The following is a 19,158-nucleotide window of genomic DNA, read 5'->3' as shown; positions in this document are numbered from 1 at the left end:
GATGAACCGTAGAGCAACACAGCACGGCTTCACCCTGATCGAGGTGCTGGTAGCGATTGCCATCTTCGCCAGCTTGAGCGTGGGAGCATACCAAGTACTTAACCAAGTACAGCAAAGTAACGAGGTGTCACTGCGCAGCAGCGAGCGCCTTAAAGAGCTACAACGTGCTCTGGTCATGATGGACAACGATTTTCGTCAAATGGCGACGCGAACCATGCGCACCAATGGCGAAGAGCCCAGTTCTGCGCTGTTGTTTTGGCAAGACTATCTGCTTGATTCCGATACCAAAGGGCTAGTGTTTACTCGTTTGGGTTGGCACAACCCAGAGCAGCAGTTTCCTCGTGGTGAGGTGACGAAAGTGGGGTATCGCACCCAAGAGCAAGTGCTTGAGCGTGCTTGGTGGCGCTACCCTGACACACCGGTCGGGCAAGAGCCGATTGTCGCGCCACTGCTCACCGGGGTTGAGAGCTTTGATGTGCGTTTTTACAACGGCTCAGAGTGGCTAACAGAGTGGACGGTGAGTAATCGACTGCCACGCGCAGTCTCGGTAAGGCTGGAGCTAGAAGACTACGGTGAGATTGAACGTATCTACCTCACCTCAGGTGGTCAGTTGAATTCATCGGGAGGAGAGGACGATGGCTAACGTATCGACGCTCTCTTTACCAAAGGCGGCGAAACAGCAGGGTGTCGCCATCATCGTTGTATTGATGATTCTTGCGGTGATGGCATCGATTGCTGCCAGTATGTCTGGGCGTCTGTTTACTCAGTTTAAACGGGCGACCAACCAGATTAACTACCAACAAGCGTATTGGTACAGCTTGGGTGTTGAATCATTGGCGATAGTGGGTATTGAACAAAGCTATAAAGACAGCGATACCATTAACACCTCACAGGCGTGGGCGCTTGAAGAGCAAACCTATCCGCTTGATTACGGTGTAGCGCGAGGTCGTATTTGGGATCGCCAAGCCTGTTTGAATTTGAATGCGATTGGCTCGGCAACTATCCCGACCAACTCAAATCAACGCCCTTACATTATGCGTGTTTGGCAGCAGCTATTAGAAGCGGTGGATGTCGATAACTACTTAGCGGAGACCATTACGGATTCTACTTATGAGTTTATTGACCCAGATACCAACACTCAGACCATCAGTGGCGTAGAAGATAGCTACTATGAAAGTGTTCAGCCCGCCTATTTAACGGCCAATAGTTGGATTGCAGATAGCACTGAGCTTAGAGCGATCAATGGAGTGACCGGCGAGATCATGCAAAATGTGGCGCCAATGGTGTGTGCATTGCCGACCGATCAGTGGGTACTCAATGTAAACACGATAGAGCCGCATCAAGCGCCGTTGTTAGAGGCGATGTTTCATCCACACCTCTCTGACAGCGATGCTAAAAACCTGATTGAGGGACGACCTTATGATGGATGGAATTCAGTTGATGATTTCCTTGCCGAATCCGAAATGGCCAGCGTCCAAGCTGGTGTGCGTGATGAAGCAAAAGCCTTTTTAGGTGTGGATAGTCAGTATTTCGAGCTAGATGCTCAAGTTTGGGTTGAGCAGTCTAGAGTAAGAATTAGAAGCCTATTGTACAGTAGCAATAGGGAAACAGCGTCGGTGGTACGCCGTCGTTTTGGAGGGATCAGTGAGCGAGTTTCTGACCGTTCGACTAACTAGCCAGCCGAACTCTCCCGTTCCATGGTTGGTGTGGTCTACACAAAATAATGAAGTCATTGCTAGTGGTGAACTAGCCAATGAATCAGAACTAGAGACGCTGCAGAGTTATGCTCAGCAGCGTAGCGTTATCCTATTGTTGTCAGCAACCGATGTGGCATTAAACCGCGTAGAGATTCCCAAAGGGGCTAGTCGCCAGTTTGAATCTATGCTGCCGTTTTTGCTCGAAGATGAACTGGCACAAGACGTCGATGACTTGCACTTTACTATTCTGAGCAAGAAAGGCGATGAGGCGTGGGTTTCCGCCGTTGCCCTTGATTGGTTTGAGCAGATGCTTGAGAAGTGTCGAACACTCGGTTTTGACGTTAAGAAAGTCATGCCAGATGTGCTAGCGCTACCAACTAATCAAGATGGCTTGAGTGCTGTTCAATTGGGTAATGAGTGGCTGGTGAAAAAGGGTTCGGACTTAGGGGCTGTGGTGCCAAGCGATTGGCTTGCACTGACAGCTCAGTCAGACTGGGTCAAAAGCGCAGATGAGTATCTACCTCTGCAAGCCTATACACCTTTACCAGAGCTGAGTTTGTCAGAGGGGCAAGAGTGGCACAATGCGCCAGCTGAGCTGCCGATGCAGCTGCTTGCGACTCAAGCGATAAGCAGCAAAGTCAACCTGTTAACAGGCGCTTTCAAGCAAAGCTCATCCATCATGAAGCACTGGAAAGTGTGGCAAAAAGCCGCCATCGCAGCAGGTGTGCTGCTGGTGGTCTTGATGGGGCAGTACGTACTTGAAATTCAGCGTTACGAGTCTCAGGCATCAGCTTATCGTGCCGAGAGCGAACGTATCTTCCGTGATTTAACCGGTAAGAGTCGCATCCCGACAACGAGTTACCTAAGACGTGAAATGGAGTCTGAAATTGCTCGTCTCTCTGGGGGCGCGGGGGAAGACTCGCTGTTGAACTGGTTCTCGAACCTTTCAAGTTCACTCGGTGCGAAACCAGACATTCAGATGCAAAGCTTACGCTTTGATGCCAATCGTGGTGAGGTGCGTATAGTGGCTCAAGGTGCTGACTTCCAAAGTTTTGAAAAGGCTCGAGTCGCATTGGCAGAGCGTTTTGAGGTTGAGCAAGGTCCACTCAATCGCAACCAAGATGTTGTGACTGGCACGTTCACGATTAAGGCGCAGTAGAGGGTGATGATGGAACAATTAGCAACCGTAAAAAGCTGGTGGCAAGGACTATCTCAGCGAGAACAGCGTCTGGTTGGCGTGTGTGCTGGCTTTGCTTTACTGGGTATTTTGTACTGGGGCTTGATTCAGCCAATCCAAGCTAAGGCGGAAAACGCACGCTTGCGAATCGATGCCGAAAGACAACTTCTGAGCTGGGTAACCAATAAAGCCGATGAAGTGACACAGCTGCGTGCTCAAGGCGGTATTGTCACTAGCAATCAGCCTCTCAATCAGTTGATTTACTCATCTGCCAGTCGTTACCAAGTTGAAATCATTCGTATGACGCCTCGCGACGATATGATGCAGGTGTGGGTTCAACCTATCCCGTTTGAACAACTTTTAAATTGGATCTCATACCTGAAAGAGCAGCAAGGAGTGGAAGTGGCGTTCCTCGATGTTGATCGCACAGACCGCGCAGGTTTAGTTGACGTGAAGCGCTTGCAGTTCCAAAAGGGAGGCAACTAATGCGCCGTATTATCTTAATCTCACTACTGTGTGTTGTTGTGTTCTTGGTGAGTGTGATTGCGCATATTCCAGCGAGCTTTGCATTGAGCTATCTGCCTAAGCAGGTAGCTCAGGTTGAAGGTGTCTCAGGTACGATTTGGAATGGTCAGGCACAACGTGTCACTGCGCAAGGGCAACAAATCGGCTCTTTGCAATGGCAAGTGAAACCTGCTTCCTTGTTGATGGCTCGCGTAGAGGCTGATATTCGCTTTGGCCGCGGAAGTGCCATTGATCTGCGTGGTCGTGGCACCGTGGGTGTTGGTCTGTCTGGCCCTTACGCAAAACAGTTTGTCGCTTCAGTCCCAGCTTCGTATGTAATGTCGCAATTACCGATGCCAATCCCAATTGATGCCTTGGGTCAGGTTGAACTCACCATGCGAGATTACCAGTTTGACCAGCCTTATTGTGCATCAGCAGAAGGAACTATTGCCTGGGCTGCTGGTGAGTTAAGCACGCCTGTAGGCCCAATCCTTCTAGGTCCAGTGATTGCCGATATCAGTTGCCAAGACAGCCAGTGGCAAGTCAACGGTGCACTGCAAAGCGCGCAGGTGAGTGGCGAGTTTAGTGCCACACTAGAGTCAAATAATCGCTATGATTCACAAGGCTGGTTCAAGCCAGAGGCCGAGTTTCCGTCGATACTCTCTAGCCAGCTGAGCCTAGTTGGCCAGCCAGATAACCAAGGGCGTTATCAGCTGAGTCAGAAAGGGCGGTTCTAAAGCAGAATTAAGGTTGAAGGTACAAGGTGGAAGAAAGTTAGACGTCGCATATAGAAGCGGCTTACTCTCCCTTTAACCTTTAACCTTTAACCTTTAACCTTTAACCTTTCTCTTCCAGAATCTCACCCCAATCCAACGACTCATCCCCAAGTACAATAAAGTTCGGGTTCTCCAACGTATCGCGCTCGTTGTATGACAATGGCTGCAAATGAGTATCCAAAATTCGACCACCGGCCTCTTCGACAATACACTGCGTGGCAGCGGTATCCCATTCACCAGTCGGCCCTAATCTCAGATAGCAATCCACAGCACCTTCCGCAACTAAACACGCCTTTAGTGCCGCAGAGCCCAGTGGCACAAGCTCATAGTTCCACGCTGAGCTCATACGACCGGTGATACGGTTGATGTCTTGACGACGGCTAATAGCAATCGCGATTGGCTGCATCTTTCCTGGATGCTGGTGCGATTTTATCCGCACACTCTCAGCCATGTCCGGGATCTTCCACGCGCCTTTATCTCTGTATGCGTAGTACGTGACACCTGAAACCGGGGCATACACTACACCCATAATCGGACGATTGTTGTCAATCAAGGCAATAATGGTGGCGAAATCTCCGCTACGAGCGATGAACTCTTGTGTGCCATCAAGCGGGTCAACCAGCCAGTAACGATCCCATTGTGCGCGTTTTTCTAGGCTAATGTCTGCTGCCTCTTCCGAGAGAACAGGGATATCAGGGGTCAGCTCGGAGAGCTGTTTGGTGATCAGTTTGTGTGCAGCGATATCAGCACTGGTGACTGGCGTTTCATCCGACTTTGTGTACTCCTCGTACTGCTTTTTTTGGTAGATGTCTAAAATAAGCTGCCCAGCTGAGCGGGCTATCTCGATGACATTGGGTAGAAGAGGAGAGAGGTCGTGTGAGGTGGTCATGCAAAATCCTTTCAACAGAGTCCAATTAAATGATGACTACTGGCTATTTAAAAAGCGTAGCGCAAGCAGCAGGGCGGTAATACTGCGTGCTTCACAGAAATCTAAGTGAGTCAGTAACTCTTCCGCTTGTGCTAGTGGCCAGCGAACGATCTCGAGTGGTTCTGGCTCATCACCTTCCAATGTTTCAGGGTAGAGATCTTGCACCACGAACAGCGTCATCTTACTGGAAAAATAGGAAGGCGCGAGTACCACCTCTTTGAGTGGGATAAGGCTGTTGGCCCCAAACCCAATCTCTTCTTTGAGTTCACGATTCGCCGCTTGCTCTGGTGTTTCACCTAAATCAATCAAGCCTTTGGGAAACCCAAGCTCATAGCGCTCCGTTCCAGCCGCGTATTCACGCACTAGGAGGATATCGCCAGAGTCGCTAATCGGAACCATCATGACCGCATTTCGTCCACTTGGTTTCATGCGCTCATAGGTACGCTTTTCACCATTACTGAACTCAAGATCTTGCGACTCAATCGTAAACAGACGCGATTGCGCCACCACTCTCGTTTCAAGGATGTTAGGTAAAGAACGTTTTTTCAAAGCAAGCTCCCTTTGAGGCGTGAGGCCATGAGGTGTAGATAGCCTTACTATAGGTGAAAACACGAGAGGAATAAAAGAGTCAGATCTTAGTGGTAACGTTTACATTTTTCAGTGTTGCTCACATTTCGTCCTACCGAGTTAGGTTAGATTAGAGGTTATCTATCTGGAATACAGAGAACGGGCAGCAAAGTATGAATCAAAAGACCGTTATGGTGACGGGAGCAACTTCCGGAATAGGCAGAGAAATCGTCATGCGTTTAGCTGCACTCGGCGCGAATGTTGCGTTTTGTGGGCGCTCGGAACAAAAGCTAAAACACTTGCTTGAAGAGTTGCCTGAACATTCCGGCAATATGTATTATCGCGCGTTTGATGCCACAGACAGTGACATGACCAAAGACTTTATCATCGGCGCACTACTGGAACTGGGACAAGTCGATGTGCTGGTCAATTGCGCGGGTGCGAATACCTCAAGACATAAAGTCGAAGCGTTACCCGTTGATACCTTAAATGAGCTACTCGCACTTAACACTGTATCGCCATTTGTTTTCATGCAGGAGATTTATAATCGTTCCATGAAGCCGCGAAACGAAGGGATGATCATTAATGTCCTATCCACCGTTTGCCACTTTTCTAACGAGGGAATCGGCGCATATACCGCATCGAAAGCAAGCTTTGACGCGCTAACGAAGGTGTTTAGAAAAGAAGTTAGGGAGAATGGGATTAAGGTTTGCGCGATATACCCAGGAGGCGTTGATACACCATTTAGAGAGGCTGAAAGGCCGCGGTACTTGAGCGCAGAGCAAGTTGCTGATGCGGTTCTTTATATGGCAAGCCAACCCGCACAGGCAGTGGTTGATGAACTTACCATTCGCCCATTAGTTGAGAAAAACTACCCATAATAAAACACCTCAATACAGGGCTGTATTGAGGTGTTTAGTATCGTTTAGTTGGCGCAAGGCTTAGTAGTAAGAGTGCTCACCCGCTTGGTGCTCAGTGGCGTCTTTCACGCCCGTTAGCTCACCAGCAAACTCTTGGATAAGCTGCTTCTCGATGCCTTCTTTCAACGTCACATCAACCATTGAGCAGCCATTACAACCGCCGCCGAAAGCGACGATAGCCACACCTTCGTCAGTGATCTCTACAAGATTTACGTGACCGCCGTGACCTGCCAGTTGCGGGTTCACTTGTGTTTGAATCACGTACTCAACGCGCTCGATCAGTGGCGCATCGTCAGACACTTTACGCATTTTTGCGTTAGGTGCTTTTAGGGTCAGTTGAGCGCCCATTTTATCCGTCACGTAGTCGATCTCAGCATCTTCTAGGAAGGGTAGGCTAAGTTCATCTACGTATGCAGAAAAAGGTTCGTAAGCAAATTCCGTGTCGGTAGCTTCAACCGCTTCTGGTGGGCAGTATGATACGCCACACTCAGCGCTTTGTGTTCCTGGGTTTACCACGAAAACACGGATGTTGGTGCCTTCGGGTTGTTGAGCCAATAGCTTGGCAAAGTGTTCTTGAGCTGATTCAGTAATCGTAATCGGATGTGACACGGCTAATACCTGACTATTTTTGTAAACTATTTTTTGTATTCTACTCCTGATAACGATTAGGTCTAGTATTTTATTTAGCCACTGTTTTTCAGTTTAAACACTAGGGTTGGTGTCGTTCAGGGTAGTGCGACAGACACAATAAATATCAATGGTTTCCACGCCAACATCAAGCAGTAATTTGCACAGTTGCTCGATAGTCGCCCCTGTAGTAACCACATCATCAACAATCGCGACATGCTTGTGAGAGGAAAGGTGATTGATAGCGAAAGCAGTCTTTAGGTTGCTCTGACGCTGCCTGGCGTTCAAGCCCTGCTGTGGTTTGGTGCGCCTATTCCGACGCAGTAAGTTAGGTTCAAACTCACTGCCAAGTCTATTTGCTAAGAAATACGCCAAGTGTTCACTTTGATTAAAACCGCGCCATAACCTACGACTCCAGTGCATTGGCACACAGGTAATAATAGGAGCGGGCTTTTCAATCACTGCCGCAAGTTCGAGAGCCAGCGGCCTTGCATGCCAGAACTGTCTTTGATGTTTCAGTTGAGTCACGAGATCACTCAGTGGTGGTTGATACCCGCTCAGACAATAAAGCCGATGCCACGGTGGAGGGGCGGCTAAGCACGCACCACAATGCTCAGCATTCTTCTCCTGAGTCGGCAATCCACAGCGGCGACAGCGATGAAGCTGAATCAGGTCTTTACCGCAACTTGTACACCAAAAGGCGTGATGAGAAGATGTAAGCTGTTCGGCTTCAATATTCATCCTACACAGGCAACAGCTCGGGTCAGTGAGCCGAGCGATGTTTTTTTGCCACCAATCCGATAACATGATGTGATTCACCTTGATTAAGAATATTGAGATTTTGTCCTAGTGAGAGTCAGAAGATAGGGCAAGCAGGAGACTTTGCGAGTATGAGCACAAGATTACATTGGCAGACACAAGGCCAGGGACCGGATGTGATTTTATTGCATGGTTGGGGAATGAATGGTGCGGTATGGGAGGCGACGGCGCAGCAGCTAGCACAGCACTTTACTGTACATGTTGTCGATCTTCCCGGGTATGGTCATTCAGCCGATGTTGAAGCCACTGATATGCACAGCATTGTTTCGCTATTGATTGAGCAAGCTCCAAAGCAAGCTACCTGGATAGGCTGGTCTTTGGGGGGCTTGGTCGCCAGCCAAGTGGCACTCTCGCACCCAGAGCGAGTTCAAAAATTGGTGACGGTTGCGAGTTCCCCCAAGTTTGCCGCGGATCTGCCATGGCGAGGGATTAAGCCTCAAGTACTCTCCGCATTTACCGAACAACTCACGCAAGACTTTGATACCACGATAGAGCGCTTTATGGCGCTTCAAGCGATGGGTAGCCCGTCAGCAAGGCAAGATGTCAAAACCATTAAACAAGCGGTGCTGTCGCGTCCTAGCCCTAACGAAAATGCCCTGCAGCTGGGTTTGAGCTTTCTGGCAAATATTGATCTGCGCGAGGCCGTTTCAGAATTGACACTACCAGTGTTGCGGCTTTACGGCCGATTAGATGGTTTGGTACCGGTCAAGGTGGCTGCGGATATGCAGTCGCTTCTGCCGAGCAGTTCGCAATTCATCTTCACTCAATCTGCACACGCGCCATTTATTACCGAGTCAGAAGAGTTCAATAAGCAACTTGTTACATTTATTGGTTAATTTTGTTTAAGTAATGGAGGCTTGTGGTCGATAACAGATCACTAACCTAGCGTTAGTTGCTCGCAAGCAGCCCTTTTTATTGAAGAAGTGTTGTGCAATGCGGGTGTCATGGCGGATGAGGAGGACTCGATGATTGTTTCACCAAACAATGTCAGCATGCCTTTAATAGCCCCGTCAGTGAACGTGCAAACGGAGCAGGTTGCAAGAGAAAATCGAACAACAGAGCCTGTGAAGCCTGCGGTAGAGTTGGCTAAGTCCAATGCCGAGAGAAAAATCAAAGAAGATGATAAGCGACAGCGTCAGTCAGCCTGGGATCCAGCGGAGCACCCAGATTACGATCTCGAACCGGAAGAGGAGCAAGACGAGGCCTCTCCTCAAAATGAGCTCGACCGACTGTTCAGCTTAATTGCGCTTAACAGCTACAGCGAAGATCAAGGTAAGGGATATACCATACGTTTTAGGCTACCCAAGCACATCATTGAAGCCGCAATACAAGAAGGTCAGATGGCAAGACGCCGCACAGTGATTCGATATCACTACGGCCACTCTGTCGCTCCGCATCCTCCTTCCGATGTGATTGCGGTTTTGTAAGGCTAATTATGAGAAAGGGTCAGAGATAGTATCTATCTCTGACCCTTTTTGTCTCGCCATGCTAAATGTATTGCTTGCCCTTAACACACCGTCACCCTGAACTCGTTTCAGGGTCTACTCGCAACTCGAGACATAGCCGATGGCGTCAGCTAGATGCTGGAACAAGTTCAGCATGACGTTGCTTTAAGCCTTAGGTGAACGGGTTATTTCTTTGCCTTAGCAAACGCCGCAGCAAATGCACCACCCATCGCACTGTTACCCGCATCATCACGAAGGCGTTGACCACCTCGTTGATTATCTCGACCTCTTGCAGGCTGCTGACCACGAGGTGCTGAGCTGCGTTGTGGGCGGTTATCCTGGCCTGGCTCATCCTTCAGACGCATAGACAGACCAATACGCTTACGCTGGATATCCACCTCCATCACTTTGACCTTAACGATATCGCCCGCTTTCACCACTTCACGTGGGTCAGAGACGAAACGGTCAGTCAACGCAGAGATGTGTACCAAACCATCTTGGTGAACACCAATATCGACAAACGCACCAAAGTTGGCCACGTTCGATACCACACCCTCCAAAATCATCCCAGGCTCAAGGTCTTTCACCTCATTCACACCTTCAGCAAAGGTGGCGGTTTTGAACTCAGGGCGCGGGTCACGACCCGGTTTGTCGAGCTCTTTGATGATGTCAGTAACGGTTGGAACACCGAAGTTATCATCGGTGTAATCCACCGCATGCAGCCCTTTTAAGAACACTGAATCGCCAATCAGCGCCTTGATGTCTTTGCTGTTCTTTTCCGCGATCGCCTTAACCACAGGGTAAGCCTCTGGGTGAACCGATGAACCATCAAGAGGATTCTTACCGTCCATGATGCGTAGGAAACCCGCACACTGCTCAAACGCCTTTGGACCCAAGCGTGGCACTTTCTTTAACGCAGTACGTGCATCAAAGCGACCATTTTCATCACGGAAGTCGACAATGTTTTGCGCAATGGTGGTGGTTAAACCCGCAACGCGAGTTAATAGCGCTGCAGAGGCCGTATTCACATCAACGCCCACCGCGTTCACACAGTCTTCAACCACGGCGTCGAGTCGTTTGGCGAGCATAGACTGGCTAACATCATGCTGATATTGGCCCACACCGATCGATTTCGGGTCAATCTTCACCAGCTCTGCCAGAGGGTCTTGCAGGCGACGAGCAATGGATACCGCGCCACGGAGTGACACATCCATATTCGGGAACTCTTTCGCTGCCAGTTCAGAAGCCGAGTAAACCGATGCACCAGCTTCACTCACCATGATTTTCTGAACCTTGAGGTTGCCACGTTTAATCAAATCAGCCACAAAGCTATCAGTTTCACGCGAAGCCGTACCATTACCAATCGCAATCAAATCCACGTTATATTTTCGCACCAGCTGATCGACAATTTGTGCAGACTTGTCATATTGATTTTGTGGCGGGTGAGGGTAGATGGTTTCTGTTGCCAACACCTTACCTGTCGAGTCAACGATAGCGATCTTAGAGCCGGTACGCAGGCCAGGGTCTAAACCTAGTGTCGCGCGAGGGCCAGCCGGGGCGGCCATCAATAGATCTTTCAGGTTGGTGGCAAACACCTCAATCGCTTCAATCTCGGCGCGCTCTTTCATCGCACCCATCAGCTCAGTTTCCATGTGCATCGACACCTTGATGCGCCATGCCCAGCTAATCACTTGTTTACGCCAAGTATCAGCAGGTGCGCTGCTCAGCGTGATGCCGTAGTGATCGGCAATAATCGTCTCGCAGTAAGACTGACGCACGCCCTCTTCTTGCTCAGGGTCTGCGTTCATGCCAATGGTCAGCATACCTTCGTTGCGACCACGCAGCATGGCGAGTGCGCGGTGTGAAGGCACTTTGCTGATGGCTTCAGAGTGCTCAAAGTAGTCTTTAAACTTCTCACCCGCTTGCTCTTGCCCTGCAACCACTCGAGCCTCTAGGTGAGCATTTCGGTTTAGGTGATTACGCACCTTCTCTAATAAATCCGCGTCTTCAGCAATACGCTCCATAATGATCGCGCGCGCACCATCAAGTGCGGCTTTGGTATCTGCAATGCCTTTCTCGGCATCAATGTACAGACCCGCTTCATTCTCAGGCTCGGTTTCTGGGTGGTGCCATAGCTTATCCGCTAGCGGCTCTAAGCCCGCTTCAATCGCGATTTGACCTTTGGTGCGACGCTTTGGCTTGTAGGGTAGGTAGAGATCTTCAAGGCGTGTTTTACTGTCGGCCTCATTAATCGATTTCTCTAGTTCAGGCGTCAGTTTGCCCTGGTCTTGAATCGATTTCAAAATGGTAGCACGGCGATCTTCTAGCTCTCGCAGGTAGCTCAGGCGGCTATCAAGGTTACGCAGTTGAGTATCATCAAGACCACCGGTCACTTCTTTACGGTAGCGGGCGATAAATGGGACGGTGTTACCATCATCAATCAAAGTGACGGCTGCCGTTACTTGATCAACACGGACGTTTAGCTCTTGTGCGATCAGTTGGCTTATTGTTTGGCTCATTCCAGTGGCCTCGTTATTTGTGCTTAATGTCAGGATATAAGGGTGCAGGGGAACTTTTGCAATAGTGATATGCTCATAGATTCTAAGAATTATTTCTCAACCAACATTTACTTTGGTAAGAAATGTGTCAAAACTTTATATAACTCATCAAATTAACATGATGTATCGCATCAGATTTGGGAAAATCGAACACCTTTTGCGGTCATACAGGTTGGCTCGCGTTTGCCGGTCTTTAACTCACGGAACTAAAGAATGAGAAAAAAACTACTCACACTCATCGCTAGCCTTTCGGTGGCGCTTAGCACTGTCGCAACTCCTGTTATCGCAGAGACGCACGAGCGTTTGGATGCGACGACGCAACACCCACTGTTTATGCTTGACGATCGCCCGGTGTTGGGCGGTATTGAGAATGTGTATTACAGTGACATTCCTGAGCTTGAAGGTGTAGCTTTCACCGGTAAGATTGACACCGGAGCGGATACCACTTCGATGCACGCTATCGATGTGCATGTCTATAGCACCAATCCAAAATATGAAGGCCTGCGTGATGAAGCCTTTTTAGAAAAAATGGTGGCTGAGTATGGCGGCCCAAAAAGCAACTGGTGGCTAGACAGTTACGGCGATGTCGCTGAAGAAGTGGCGGGTTTTGTCACTTTTGTTATTCCACACCCATACACGGGTGAAAAAATCGATGTCGAACTTCCTTTGGCTCGTCCTAGCGTTGTGCGCAGTCGCACCAGTGAAAAACCGATTTACCGCCCAGTGGTGAGAATCCCGATGACCATCGCCGGCGAGACCGTAATGACAGAGGTCAATCTCACTGACAGAGCACACTTCTCATCGCCGATTTTGATCGGTAAAACCTTCCTGCGTGAACACGCATGGGTATTTACTGGCTACGATTTCCTGCAATCAAAATCTGAGTCTCAGCTGATTGGTAAAAAAGAGGTCCTCGATATCGAAGGCTTACCCCACACCACCAGTCTATCGCTCGCCAACCGTTACACCATTTTCCATGCCACCGATGTGCAGCTTGACGAGGATGAGCTGCAAGTGAGCTTTACACTGCACGGTGATAACGATAAGGCACAGGAGATGACACTGCCCGTGGTGCGTCTGGCTAATATTTCAGGCAATGAACGCCCTTTGGTCTATCTGCCGGTTGATTTTGGCCCGCTAGGCACCAAAATGGTGTTGGCTTATCCGGATGATCGTTCAGACAACTCATCGCTGTTACGCCTTGGCCATGAAATCCTTAATCAGTGGTTCGTGATTGATACTGACAAGAAACAGTGGCTAAACGGGGAAGGTCAAACTTATCAAGAGGCTGTGAGTGACGGTGCGTTGGTGGTTTCTCCTGTTGAAGAGATCAGCGTAGATGGCATTCCGATGGACGCAGAGCCTTCGTTTGTTGTCCAGACTTCACTGTTGAAAGTGCCAGACTATCGCCTCACTAAGAAAGGCAAGAAAGAGTTTGTGACTTACAGCCTGATTGATCAGCGAGGCGAGCCGGTGAGTGTCACCAAACCTGTTGAGCGTAAAGTGCGAGTGGGTGATGAAGTTCGCCCAATCATCGACTCTGAACTGACGCTAGGCAAAGTCACAGATGATCGTGAAATTGCTATAACTCGACTGTCTGAAAACGAAGAAAACCCGTACTTCGTTCTAGGTCAAACCTTAGTGAAAGCGCAAGTGCTGGTGGATACACGTACTGACCACATCCTCGATAGCTACCCGCTATTTAAAGCCGGATATATTGAGCAAGCGACGGTTGAAGGCCTAACTTTCCCTGTGAAACTCGATACAGGGGCTGACATTACTTCAATCAGTGCCACCGACATTCAGCAGTTCGAGCGTGATGGCACCTCGATGGTCACCTTCGACTACAGTAACCGCTCAGGTCAAGAACAAGAGTTCACACTAGAAGTGGTGGATGTCATGCGCATCAAAGCGAAAAAAGGCGAAGAGACCAACGTGCGCCCAGTTGTGATGATGAACATTAAGCTAGGCGATGTTGAGAAGAAAGTGCGTGTGAACCTGCAAGACCGCTCACGCTTTGAATACAGCATGATTCTAGGTAAAAACTTCTTGAAGTATGGTGCTGTGGTTAGCAGTGATGAGCAATACATCTACACGACCAAACCGGAATAGCGAAATACCCCTTTCCTTCGTAAGGGAGAGGGGCTAATGAATACGAAGAACATAACCAAGTGAAAACCAAACTGATCACCCGCGAGGGCTACAACAAACTAAAACAAGAACACGATTACCTATGGAATGAGCGACGCCCAGAAGTGACCAAGATCGTGACATGGGCTGCGAGTTTAGGCGATCGTAGTGAAAATGCCGACTACACCTTTAATAAGCGTTTACTGCGCCAGATTGACCGTCGTGTCCGCTTCCTACGTAAGTTTCTACCCGATGTCACGATTGTGGATTATTCACCTCAGCAAGAGGGCAAGGTGTTCTTTGGTGCTTGGGTAGAAATCGAGAATGAAGCTGGTGACGTAAAGCGCTTTCGTATTGTCGGCCCTGAAGAAATCTACGGAGACTCAAAGGGCTACATCTCTATCGATTCGCCTATGGCACGAGCGCTGCTGAAAAAAGAAGTCGATGATGAGTTTGTCGTCAGAACTCCCGAAGGGGATAAAGAGTGGTTCATCAATTCGATTGAGTATGAAAAAGAGTCACTTAATTAGGCTTTGCTCAAGAAATACTCATTAACAATTATCTCAACCTTGGTGCAGAAAAAAATGTTACATTTTGCCTAATATTCTGTACCAACGCCGCCAACTTAGGGCAAATAGCGAATAAACGGTGGCAATAGCCTGTTATTAATAGGACGGTTTCATGCAAGAAAACTTTAAGATCTTAGTGGTCGATGATGATGCACGTTTACGTGCTCTACTTGAGCGTTACCTTACGGAGCAAGGTTTCCAAGTGCGCAGTGTCGCAAATAGTGAGCAGATGGACCGTCTTTTAACTCGCGAAAGCTTTAACCTAATGGTGTTGGACTTGATGCTGCCTGGTGAAGATGGCCTATCTATCTGTCGCCGTCTGCGCAACGCCAACAACATGCTGCCAATTCTGATGCTGACCGCGAAGGGCGATGAAGTCGATCGTATCGTTGGCCTAGAAGTGGGCGCAGATGACTACCTACCGAAGCCATTCAACCCACGTGAACTGCTCGCTCGTATTAAAGCCGTGCTACGTCGTCAGAATGTAGAAGCGCCGGGTGCGCCAAGCTCCGCAGAATCTGTGGTAGAGTTCGGTGAGTTCCGTTTAAACCTAGGGACACGTGAAATGTTCCGCGGTGAAGAGTCAATGCCACTGACGTCAGGTGAGTTTGCTGTGCTGAAAGCACTCGTCACCAACGCTCGTGAGCCCATGTCGCGCGACAAGCTAATGAACATGGCACGCGGCCGTGAATACTCGGCGATGGAGCGTTCGATTGACGTACAGATATCTCGTCTACGCCGCATGCTAGAGGTTGACCCAAGCAAGCCACGCTATATTCAAACGGTATGGGGCTTGGGCTACGTCTTTGTACCAGACGGTAAAGCAGTATAAGCTTACATAAATAGAATTAAGGCGCTCTATAGAGCGCCTTTTTAATGCCGCAACGCCAGCTTGCACTCACTATAAAGGAACAATATGCGTGTTCGAAGCTCGATAACTCAATCCATCATTCTGTTTCTGACCATCTTGATCGCCAGTCAAATCTACTCTTACTACGCGGTGTTTAACTATGCCTTGCTACCGAGCTTAGGTCAGTTCAATAAACTCCTAAGCTATGAAATTCAGTTAATGATGGATAACGGCCAGGCAATCGATGAAGAGCTTGAAAGGCCGGTGCGTCGCCGCGTATTGCGCGAGCTAGGAGTGACTCTCCACGCTAGAGACAGTGATTACGGACAGAAGTACCATCAAGCGATGAGCATTGACCTCATGAGTGAGGATATGAGCCAAGAGCTTGGCCAACAAACAGAAGTGCGTTTGAGTTTGGGTGATGATAGCTATGTGTTGTGGATGAGCCTGGATGCGCTGCCTGATTCGGTGATCCGTATCCCTTTGACCGAACTGCAAGAAGAGGATTTTTCACCGCTGTTTTATAACAGTGTGATTATGGCGTTGGTTCTAGTGCTGGGTGGTTGGCTATTCATTCGTCTGCAAAATCGACCACTACTCGCACTGGAAAAGGCCGCGATTAAAGTGGGTAATGGTGAAATCCCACAACCACTGCCAGAGCAAGGCTCAACCGAGATTCGTTCAGTAACGCAAGCATTTAACCAAATGTCACGCGGCATACAAGCCCTTGAGGAAGACAGAGCGTTATTGATGGCGGGTATCAGTCACGATATCCGCACTCCGCTCACCCGTATTCGTCTTGCCACTGAGATGATGTCGCCAGAAGACAGCTATCTTGCTGAGGGTATTATTAGCGATACCGAAGAGTGTAATGAGATTATCGGTCAGTTTATGGATTATCTGAAGCCTGTACAGGCTGACCAGTTCGTGAAAGTGGACATCAATGGTATCGCCGAAGAGGTCGCCTCTGCAGAGTATGGCCCTGAGGTCAATATCGAGGCGATTTTGTCAGACGACCTGTGTGACGCCAAAGGCAGCGCGATTGCGATTAAGCGCGCAGTGGGTAATTTGGTGATGAATGCCACTCGCTACGGCAATGGTTGGATACGAATCTCGACGGGCATGACAGCCGATAGAAAACTGGTTTGGGTAACCGTGGAAGATAATGGCCCTGGCATAGCAGAGGATCAGATCAGTAAGCTGTTTGAACCGTTTACTCGAGGCGATACCGCTCGCGGTAGTGAAGGGACAGGATTAGGGCTTGCCATTGTTAAGCGCATTGTGAGTCAGCACCACGGCGCGATTGTGATTAATAATCGTAGTGAAGGTGGATTGAAGGCACAGATCAGTTTTCCTACCACGAAGAAGTAGGGTTCTAGTTAAAAGTTAAAAGAGGAAAGTCGTTTGTGATTTCCTCTTTGTCTTTATGCCTTAGCGTAATGGTCTCGTTCGCCAAGCCATCGTTCAATAATCGCTTTAGCGTTGTCTGGGTAGTGGTCATGCACATGCCGAGCAAGCTTCTGCACTTCTGGAATCAAACGCTGGTCTCGCACCAGGTCGGCAATCTTAAAATCCGCTAAACCCGTTTGCTTAGTACCAAGTAGCTCACCCGGACCACGGATCTCTAAATCACGCTGAGCAATCACAAACCCATCATTACTTTCTCTCAATACCGATAGGCGCTTTTGCGCCGTCTTCGATAGGGGAGAGTGGTAGAGCAGCACACAGTGGCTGGCTACAGAGCCACGGCCAACGCGACCACGCAGCTGGTGAAGTTGGGCAAGGCCAAGGCGCTCAGGGTTCTCGATAATCATCAAGCTCGAGTTTGGCACATCAACACCGACTTCGATAACCGTCGTCGCTACCAATAAATGAAGCTTGTTGTCTTTGAAGTCTTGCATCACAGCCTGTTTTTCTGCGGACTTCATTCGACCGTGCACCAAGCCAATTTTGACATCCGGTATCTTACGCCCAAGCTCTTGCGCGATCTCTTCTGCTGCTTGTGCCTCTAAGACTTCAGACTCATCGATTAGCGTACACACCCAATACGCCTGTTTACCTTCATTGAGACAAGCATTCTTTACACGCTCGATAATGTCATCACGCTTGGTATCAGGAATCGCAACGGTCTGGATAGGCGTACGTCCCGGTGGCAGCTCATCAATCACAGACGTATCTAAATCCGCATAAGCCGTCATCGCCAGTGTCCTTGGAATCGGCGTAGCCGTCATTATCAATTGATGTGGGAAAACCCCTTGCTGCTCACCTTTAGCGCGCAGCTCAAGGCGCTGGTGGACACCAAAACGGTGCTGTTCATCAATAATCACGAGCGCCAGCTTTTTGAACTCAACCTGTTCTTGAAACAGAGCGTGTGTGCCGACCACCATTTGCGCTTCCCCAGAAGCAATACGCGCTAGCTCTTTCTCTCGAGCCTTGCCTTTAAGCTTTCCGGCAAGCCAGCCTACCGATATGCCCATAGAATCGAACCAAACAGCGAAGTTAGCGGCATGCTGCTCGGCAAGTAGTTCAGTGGGCGCCATGAGGGCGACTTGATAACCATGCTCAATTGCCCGAACCGCAGCAAGCGCCGCAACAAGGGTTTTACCCGAACCTACATCCCCTTGAACCAAACGCATCATAGGGTGGGGCTGAACAAGATCTTCTTCGATCTCGTTCACCACGCGTTGTTGCGCCCCGGTTGGACTAAATGGCAGTAAATCGAGCAGTTGTTGCTTTAGCTTGTTGGAGGTTGGAAGGGCTATCGCTGCATCACGATGCCCTTGTGTGCGTACTGCCAGCATCGATAAGTTCTGCGCCATTAGCTCTTCAAGGATCAAACGCAGCTGCGCTGGGTGCTTACCTTCATCAAACTCTTCCATATTCAGGTTTGGTGGTGGGCGATGAATGGTGTGCAGAGCCTGTGAAAGGGTAATCTGGTGGTCATATAGGCCGCTTGGTAGCAGCTCTTGCACTGCACTGCCTTCCAATAGCTTCAATGCTTGGTCAGTCAAGTTACGCAGCGTGATCTGCCTTAGCCCTTCTGTGGTCGGATAAACCGGCGTCAGCGTCTCTTCCAGCTTCTCAGTGCGCTCGGTTGAATGCAGCTTATATTCAGGGTGAACGATCTCCAGCCCCATATTGCCACGCTTAAACTCACCGTAGGCCATGACGGTTTTACCCTGAACAAAGTTGTTTTTCATACCTGCAGTGAAGTTAAAGAATCGCAGTGTCACCGTGCCATTGCCGTCACTGATTTTTACCGTCAGCATCTTACGACGGCCAAAAATCGTATCGGTTGCCATCACTTGTCCTTTAACACATCCCCACAACCCAGGGTGAACGCGCGCCATGGGATAGATACGCGTACGATCTTCGTAGCGCAGAGGAAGGTGGAACAACAAGTCTTGAACATTGTTGAGACCAATTTTTGTCAGTTTCTCGGCGACTTTTGCGCCAACACCGGTTAATGAAGTCAGTGGAATCGCAGACAATAGTTGTGACATAGCAATAAAATTTTATTGGAATTGAAGTTAGTTAATCATCTAGCTGTGTATTTGTACAGTTTTAACTCTTACTAGATGAATGAAGCGT

At 49.2% G+C, this 19,158-nt stretch carries 18 protein-coding genes; 12 read left to right on the top strand and 6 right to left on the bottom strand.

The annotated features are described in order from the left end of the window. Position 1 precedes the first annotated feature (1 nt). Genes gspJ through GT360_RS13780 form a run of 5 tightly spaced genes read left to right on the top strand, consistent with a single transcriptional unit; the run spans position 2 to position 4,115 of the window. Positions 2-643: a type II secretion system minor pseudopilin GspJ gene (gene gspJ / locus GT360_RS13800; protein WP_164649672.1), complete on the top strand. Its 642-nt coding sequence runs from the start codon at positions 2-4 to the stop codon at positions 641-643. Continuing rightward, positions 636-1,676, top strand: a complete 1,041-nt coding sequence (gspK, locus tag GT360_RS13795) for a type II secretion system minor pseudopilin GspK (protein WP_164649401.1) — start codon at positions 636-638, stop codon at positions 1,674-1,676. Before gspJ ends, gspK begins: the two co-directional genes overlap by 8 nt. Continuing rightward, positions 1,645-2,856 (top strand): type II secretion system protein GspL, encoded by a 1,212-nt coding sequence (gene gspL / locus GT360_RS13790; protein WP_164649400.1) that lies wholly within the window; start codon positions 1,645-1,647, stop codon positions 2,854-2,856. Before gspK ends, gspL begins: the two co-directional genes overlap by 32 nt. Before the next feature lie 6 nt (positions 2,857-2,862). Next, on the top strand, positions 2,863-3,360 hold the full coding sequence (locus tag GT360_RS13785; RefSeq protein ID WP_164649399.1) for a type II secretion system protein M: 498 nt from the start codon (positions 2,863-2,865) through the stop codon (positions 3,358-3,360). Then, positions 3,360-4,115, top strand: coding sequence for a type II secretion system protein N (locus tag GT360_RS13780; protein WP_164649398.1), 756 nt, complete (start codon positions 3,360-3,362; stop codon positions 4,113-4,115). Before GT360_RS13785 ends, GT360_RS13780 begins: the two co-directional genes overlap by 1 nt. A gap of 100 nt (positions 4,116-4,215) precedes the next feature. Here GT360_RS13780 and cysQ read toward each other — a convergent pair whose 3' ends face one another. Continuing rightward, positions 4,216-5,043 carry a 3'(2'),5'-bisphosphate nucleotidase CysQ gene (gene cysQ / locus GT360_RS13775; protein ID WP_164649397.1) on the bottom strand — a complete coding sequence of 276 codons (828 nt, stop codon included), beginning with the start codon at positions 5,041-5,043 and terminating at the stop codon, positions 4,216-4,218. A gap of 36 nt (positions 5,044-5,079) precedes the next feature. Further along, positions 5,080-5,631 carry an ADP compounds hydrolase NudE gene (nudE, locus tag GT360_RS13770; protein WP_164649396.1) on the bottom strand — a complete coding sequence of 184 codons (552 nt, stop codon included), beginning with the start codon at positions 5,629-5,631 and terminating at the stop codon, positions 5,080-5,082. A 191-nt stretch (positions 5,632-5,822) separates the two neighbouring features. Between nudE and GT360_RS13765 the strand changes: the two genes are divergently transcribed. Beyond that, the gene (locus GT360_RS13765) at positions 5,823-6,530 is read left to right on the top strand and encodes an SDR family oxidoreductase (RefSeq protein ID WP_164649395.1); all 708 of its coding nucleotides are present in this window, start codon (positions 5,823-5,825) and stop codon (positions 6,528-6,530) included. A 60-nt stretch (positions 6,531-6,590) separates the two neighbouring features. Here GT360_RS13765 and nfuA read toward each other — a convergent pair whose 3' ends face one another. Further along, a complete protein-coding gene (gene nfuA / locus GT360_RS13760) occupies positions 6,591-7,178 on the bottom strand; it encodes a Fe-S biogenesis protein NfuA (RefSeq protein ID WP_164649394.1) in 588 nt (195 codons plus the stop codon). 93 nt (positions 7,179-7,271) lie between these two features. Continuing rightward, positions 7,272-7,724 carry a ComF family protein gene (locus GT360_RS21920; protein ID WP_239502563.1) on the bottom strand — a complete coding sequence of 151 codons (453 nt, stop codon included), beginning with the start codon at positions 7,722-7,724 and terminating at the stop codon, positions 7,272-7,274. A 362-nt stretch (positions 7,725-8,086) separates the two neighbouring features. Between GT360_RS21920 and bioH the strand changes: the two genes are divergently transcribed. Beyond that, positions 8,087-8,851: a pimeloyl-ACP methyl ester esterase BioH gene (gene bioH / locus GT360_RS13750; RefSeq protein WP_164649392.1), complete on the top strand. Its 765-nt coding sequence runs from the start codon at positions 8,087-8,089 to the stop codon at positions 8,849-8,851. A 129-nt stretch (positions 8,852-8,980) separates the two neighbouring features. Beyond that, positions 8,981-9,442, top strand: a complete 462-nt coding sequence (locus GT360_RS13745; RefSeq protein ID WP_164649391.1) for an ATP-dependent Lon protease — start codon at positions 8,981-8,983, stop codon at positions 9,440-9,442. Between the two features lie 203 nt (positions 9,443-9,645). On the opposite strand, the gene GT360_RS13740 is transcribed toward GT360_RS13745, so the two are convergent. After that, positions 9,646-11,979, bottom strand: coding sequence for a Tex family protein (locus tag GT360_RS13740; RefSeq protein WP_164649390.1), 2,334 nt, complete (start codon positions 11,977-11,979; stop codon positions 9,646-9,648). Positions 11,980-12,231: 252 nt separating this feature from the next. On the opposite strand from GT360_RS13740, the gene GT360_RS13735 reads away from it, so the two are divergent. The 4 genes from GT360_RS13735 to envZ all read left to right on the top strand — a co-directional run bounded on the left by GT360_RS13735 (position 12,232) and on the right by envZ (position 16,938). Continuing rightward, positions 12,232-14,130, top strand: a complete 1,899-nt coding sequence (locus GT360_RS13735) for a putative ATP-dependent zinc protease (protein ID WP_164649389.1) — start codon at positions 12,232-12,234, stop codon at positions 14,128-14,130. Between the two features lie 59 nt (positions 14,131-14,189). Beyond that, a complete protein-coding gene (greB, locus tag GT360_RS13730) occupies positions 14,190-14,678 on the top strand; it encodes a transcription elongation factor GreB (RefSeq protein WP_164649388.1) in 489 nt (162 codons plus the stop codon). Between the two features lie 151 nt (positions 14,679-14,829). Then, on the top strand, positions 14,830-15,549 hold the full coding sequence (ompR, locus tag GT360_RS13725) for an osmolarity response regulator transcription factor OmpR (RefSeq protein WP_164649387.1): 720 nt from the start codon (positions 14,830-14,832) through the stop codon (positions 15,547-15,549). Between the two features lie 84 nt (positions 15,550-15,633). Further along, the gene (gene envZ / locus GT360_RS13720; protein ID WP_164649386.1) at positions 15,634-16,938 is read left to right on the top strand and encodes a two-component system sensor histidine kinase EnvZ; all 1,305 of its coding nucleotides are present in this window, start codon (positions 15,634-15,636) and stop codon (positions 16,936-16,938) included. A 53-nt stretch (positions 16,939-16,991) separates the two neighbouring features. On the opposite strand, the gene recG is transcribed toward envZ, so the two are convergent. Then, positions 16,992-19,070: an ATP-dependent DNA helicase RecG gene (gene recG, locus GT360_RS13715; RefSeq protein ID WP_164649385.1), complete on the bottom strand. Its 2,079-nt coding sequence runs from the start codon at positions 19,068-19,070 to the stop codon at positions 16,992-16,994. Between the last annotated feature and the right edge of the window lie 88 nt (positions 19,071-19,158).

The sequence above is a fragment of the Vibrio astriarenae genome (assembly GCF_010587385.1).
In the GTDB taxonomy this organism is placed as follows: Bacteria; Pseudomonadota; Gammaproteobacteria; order Enterobacterales; family Vibrionaceae; genus Vibrio; species Vibrio astriarenae.
The sequence above is the reverse complement of the archived record's forward strand: the minus strand, read 5'-3'. Positions and strand labels throughout refer to the sequence as shown.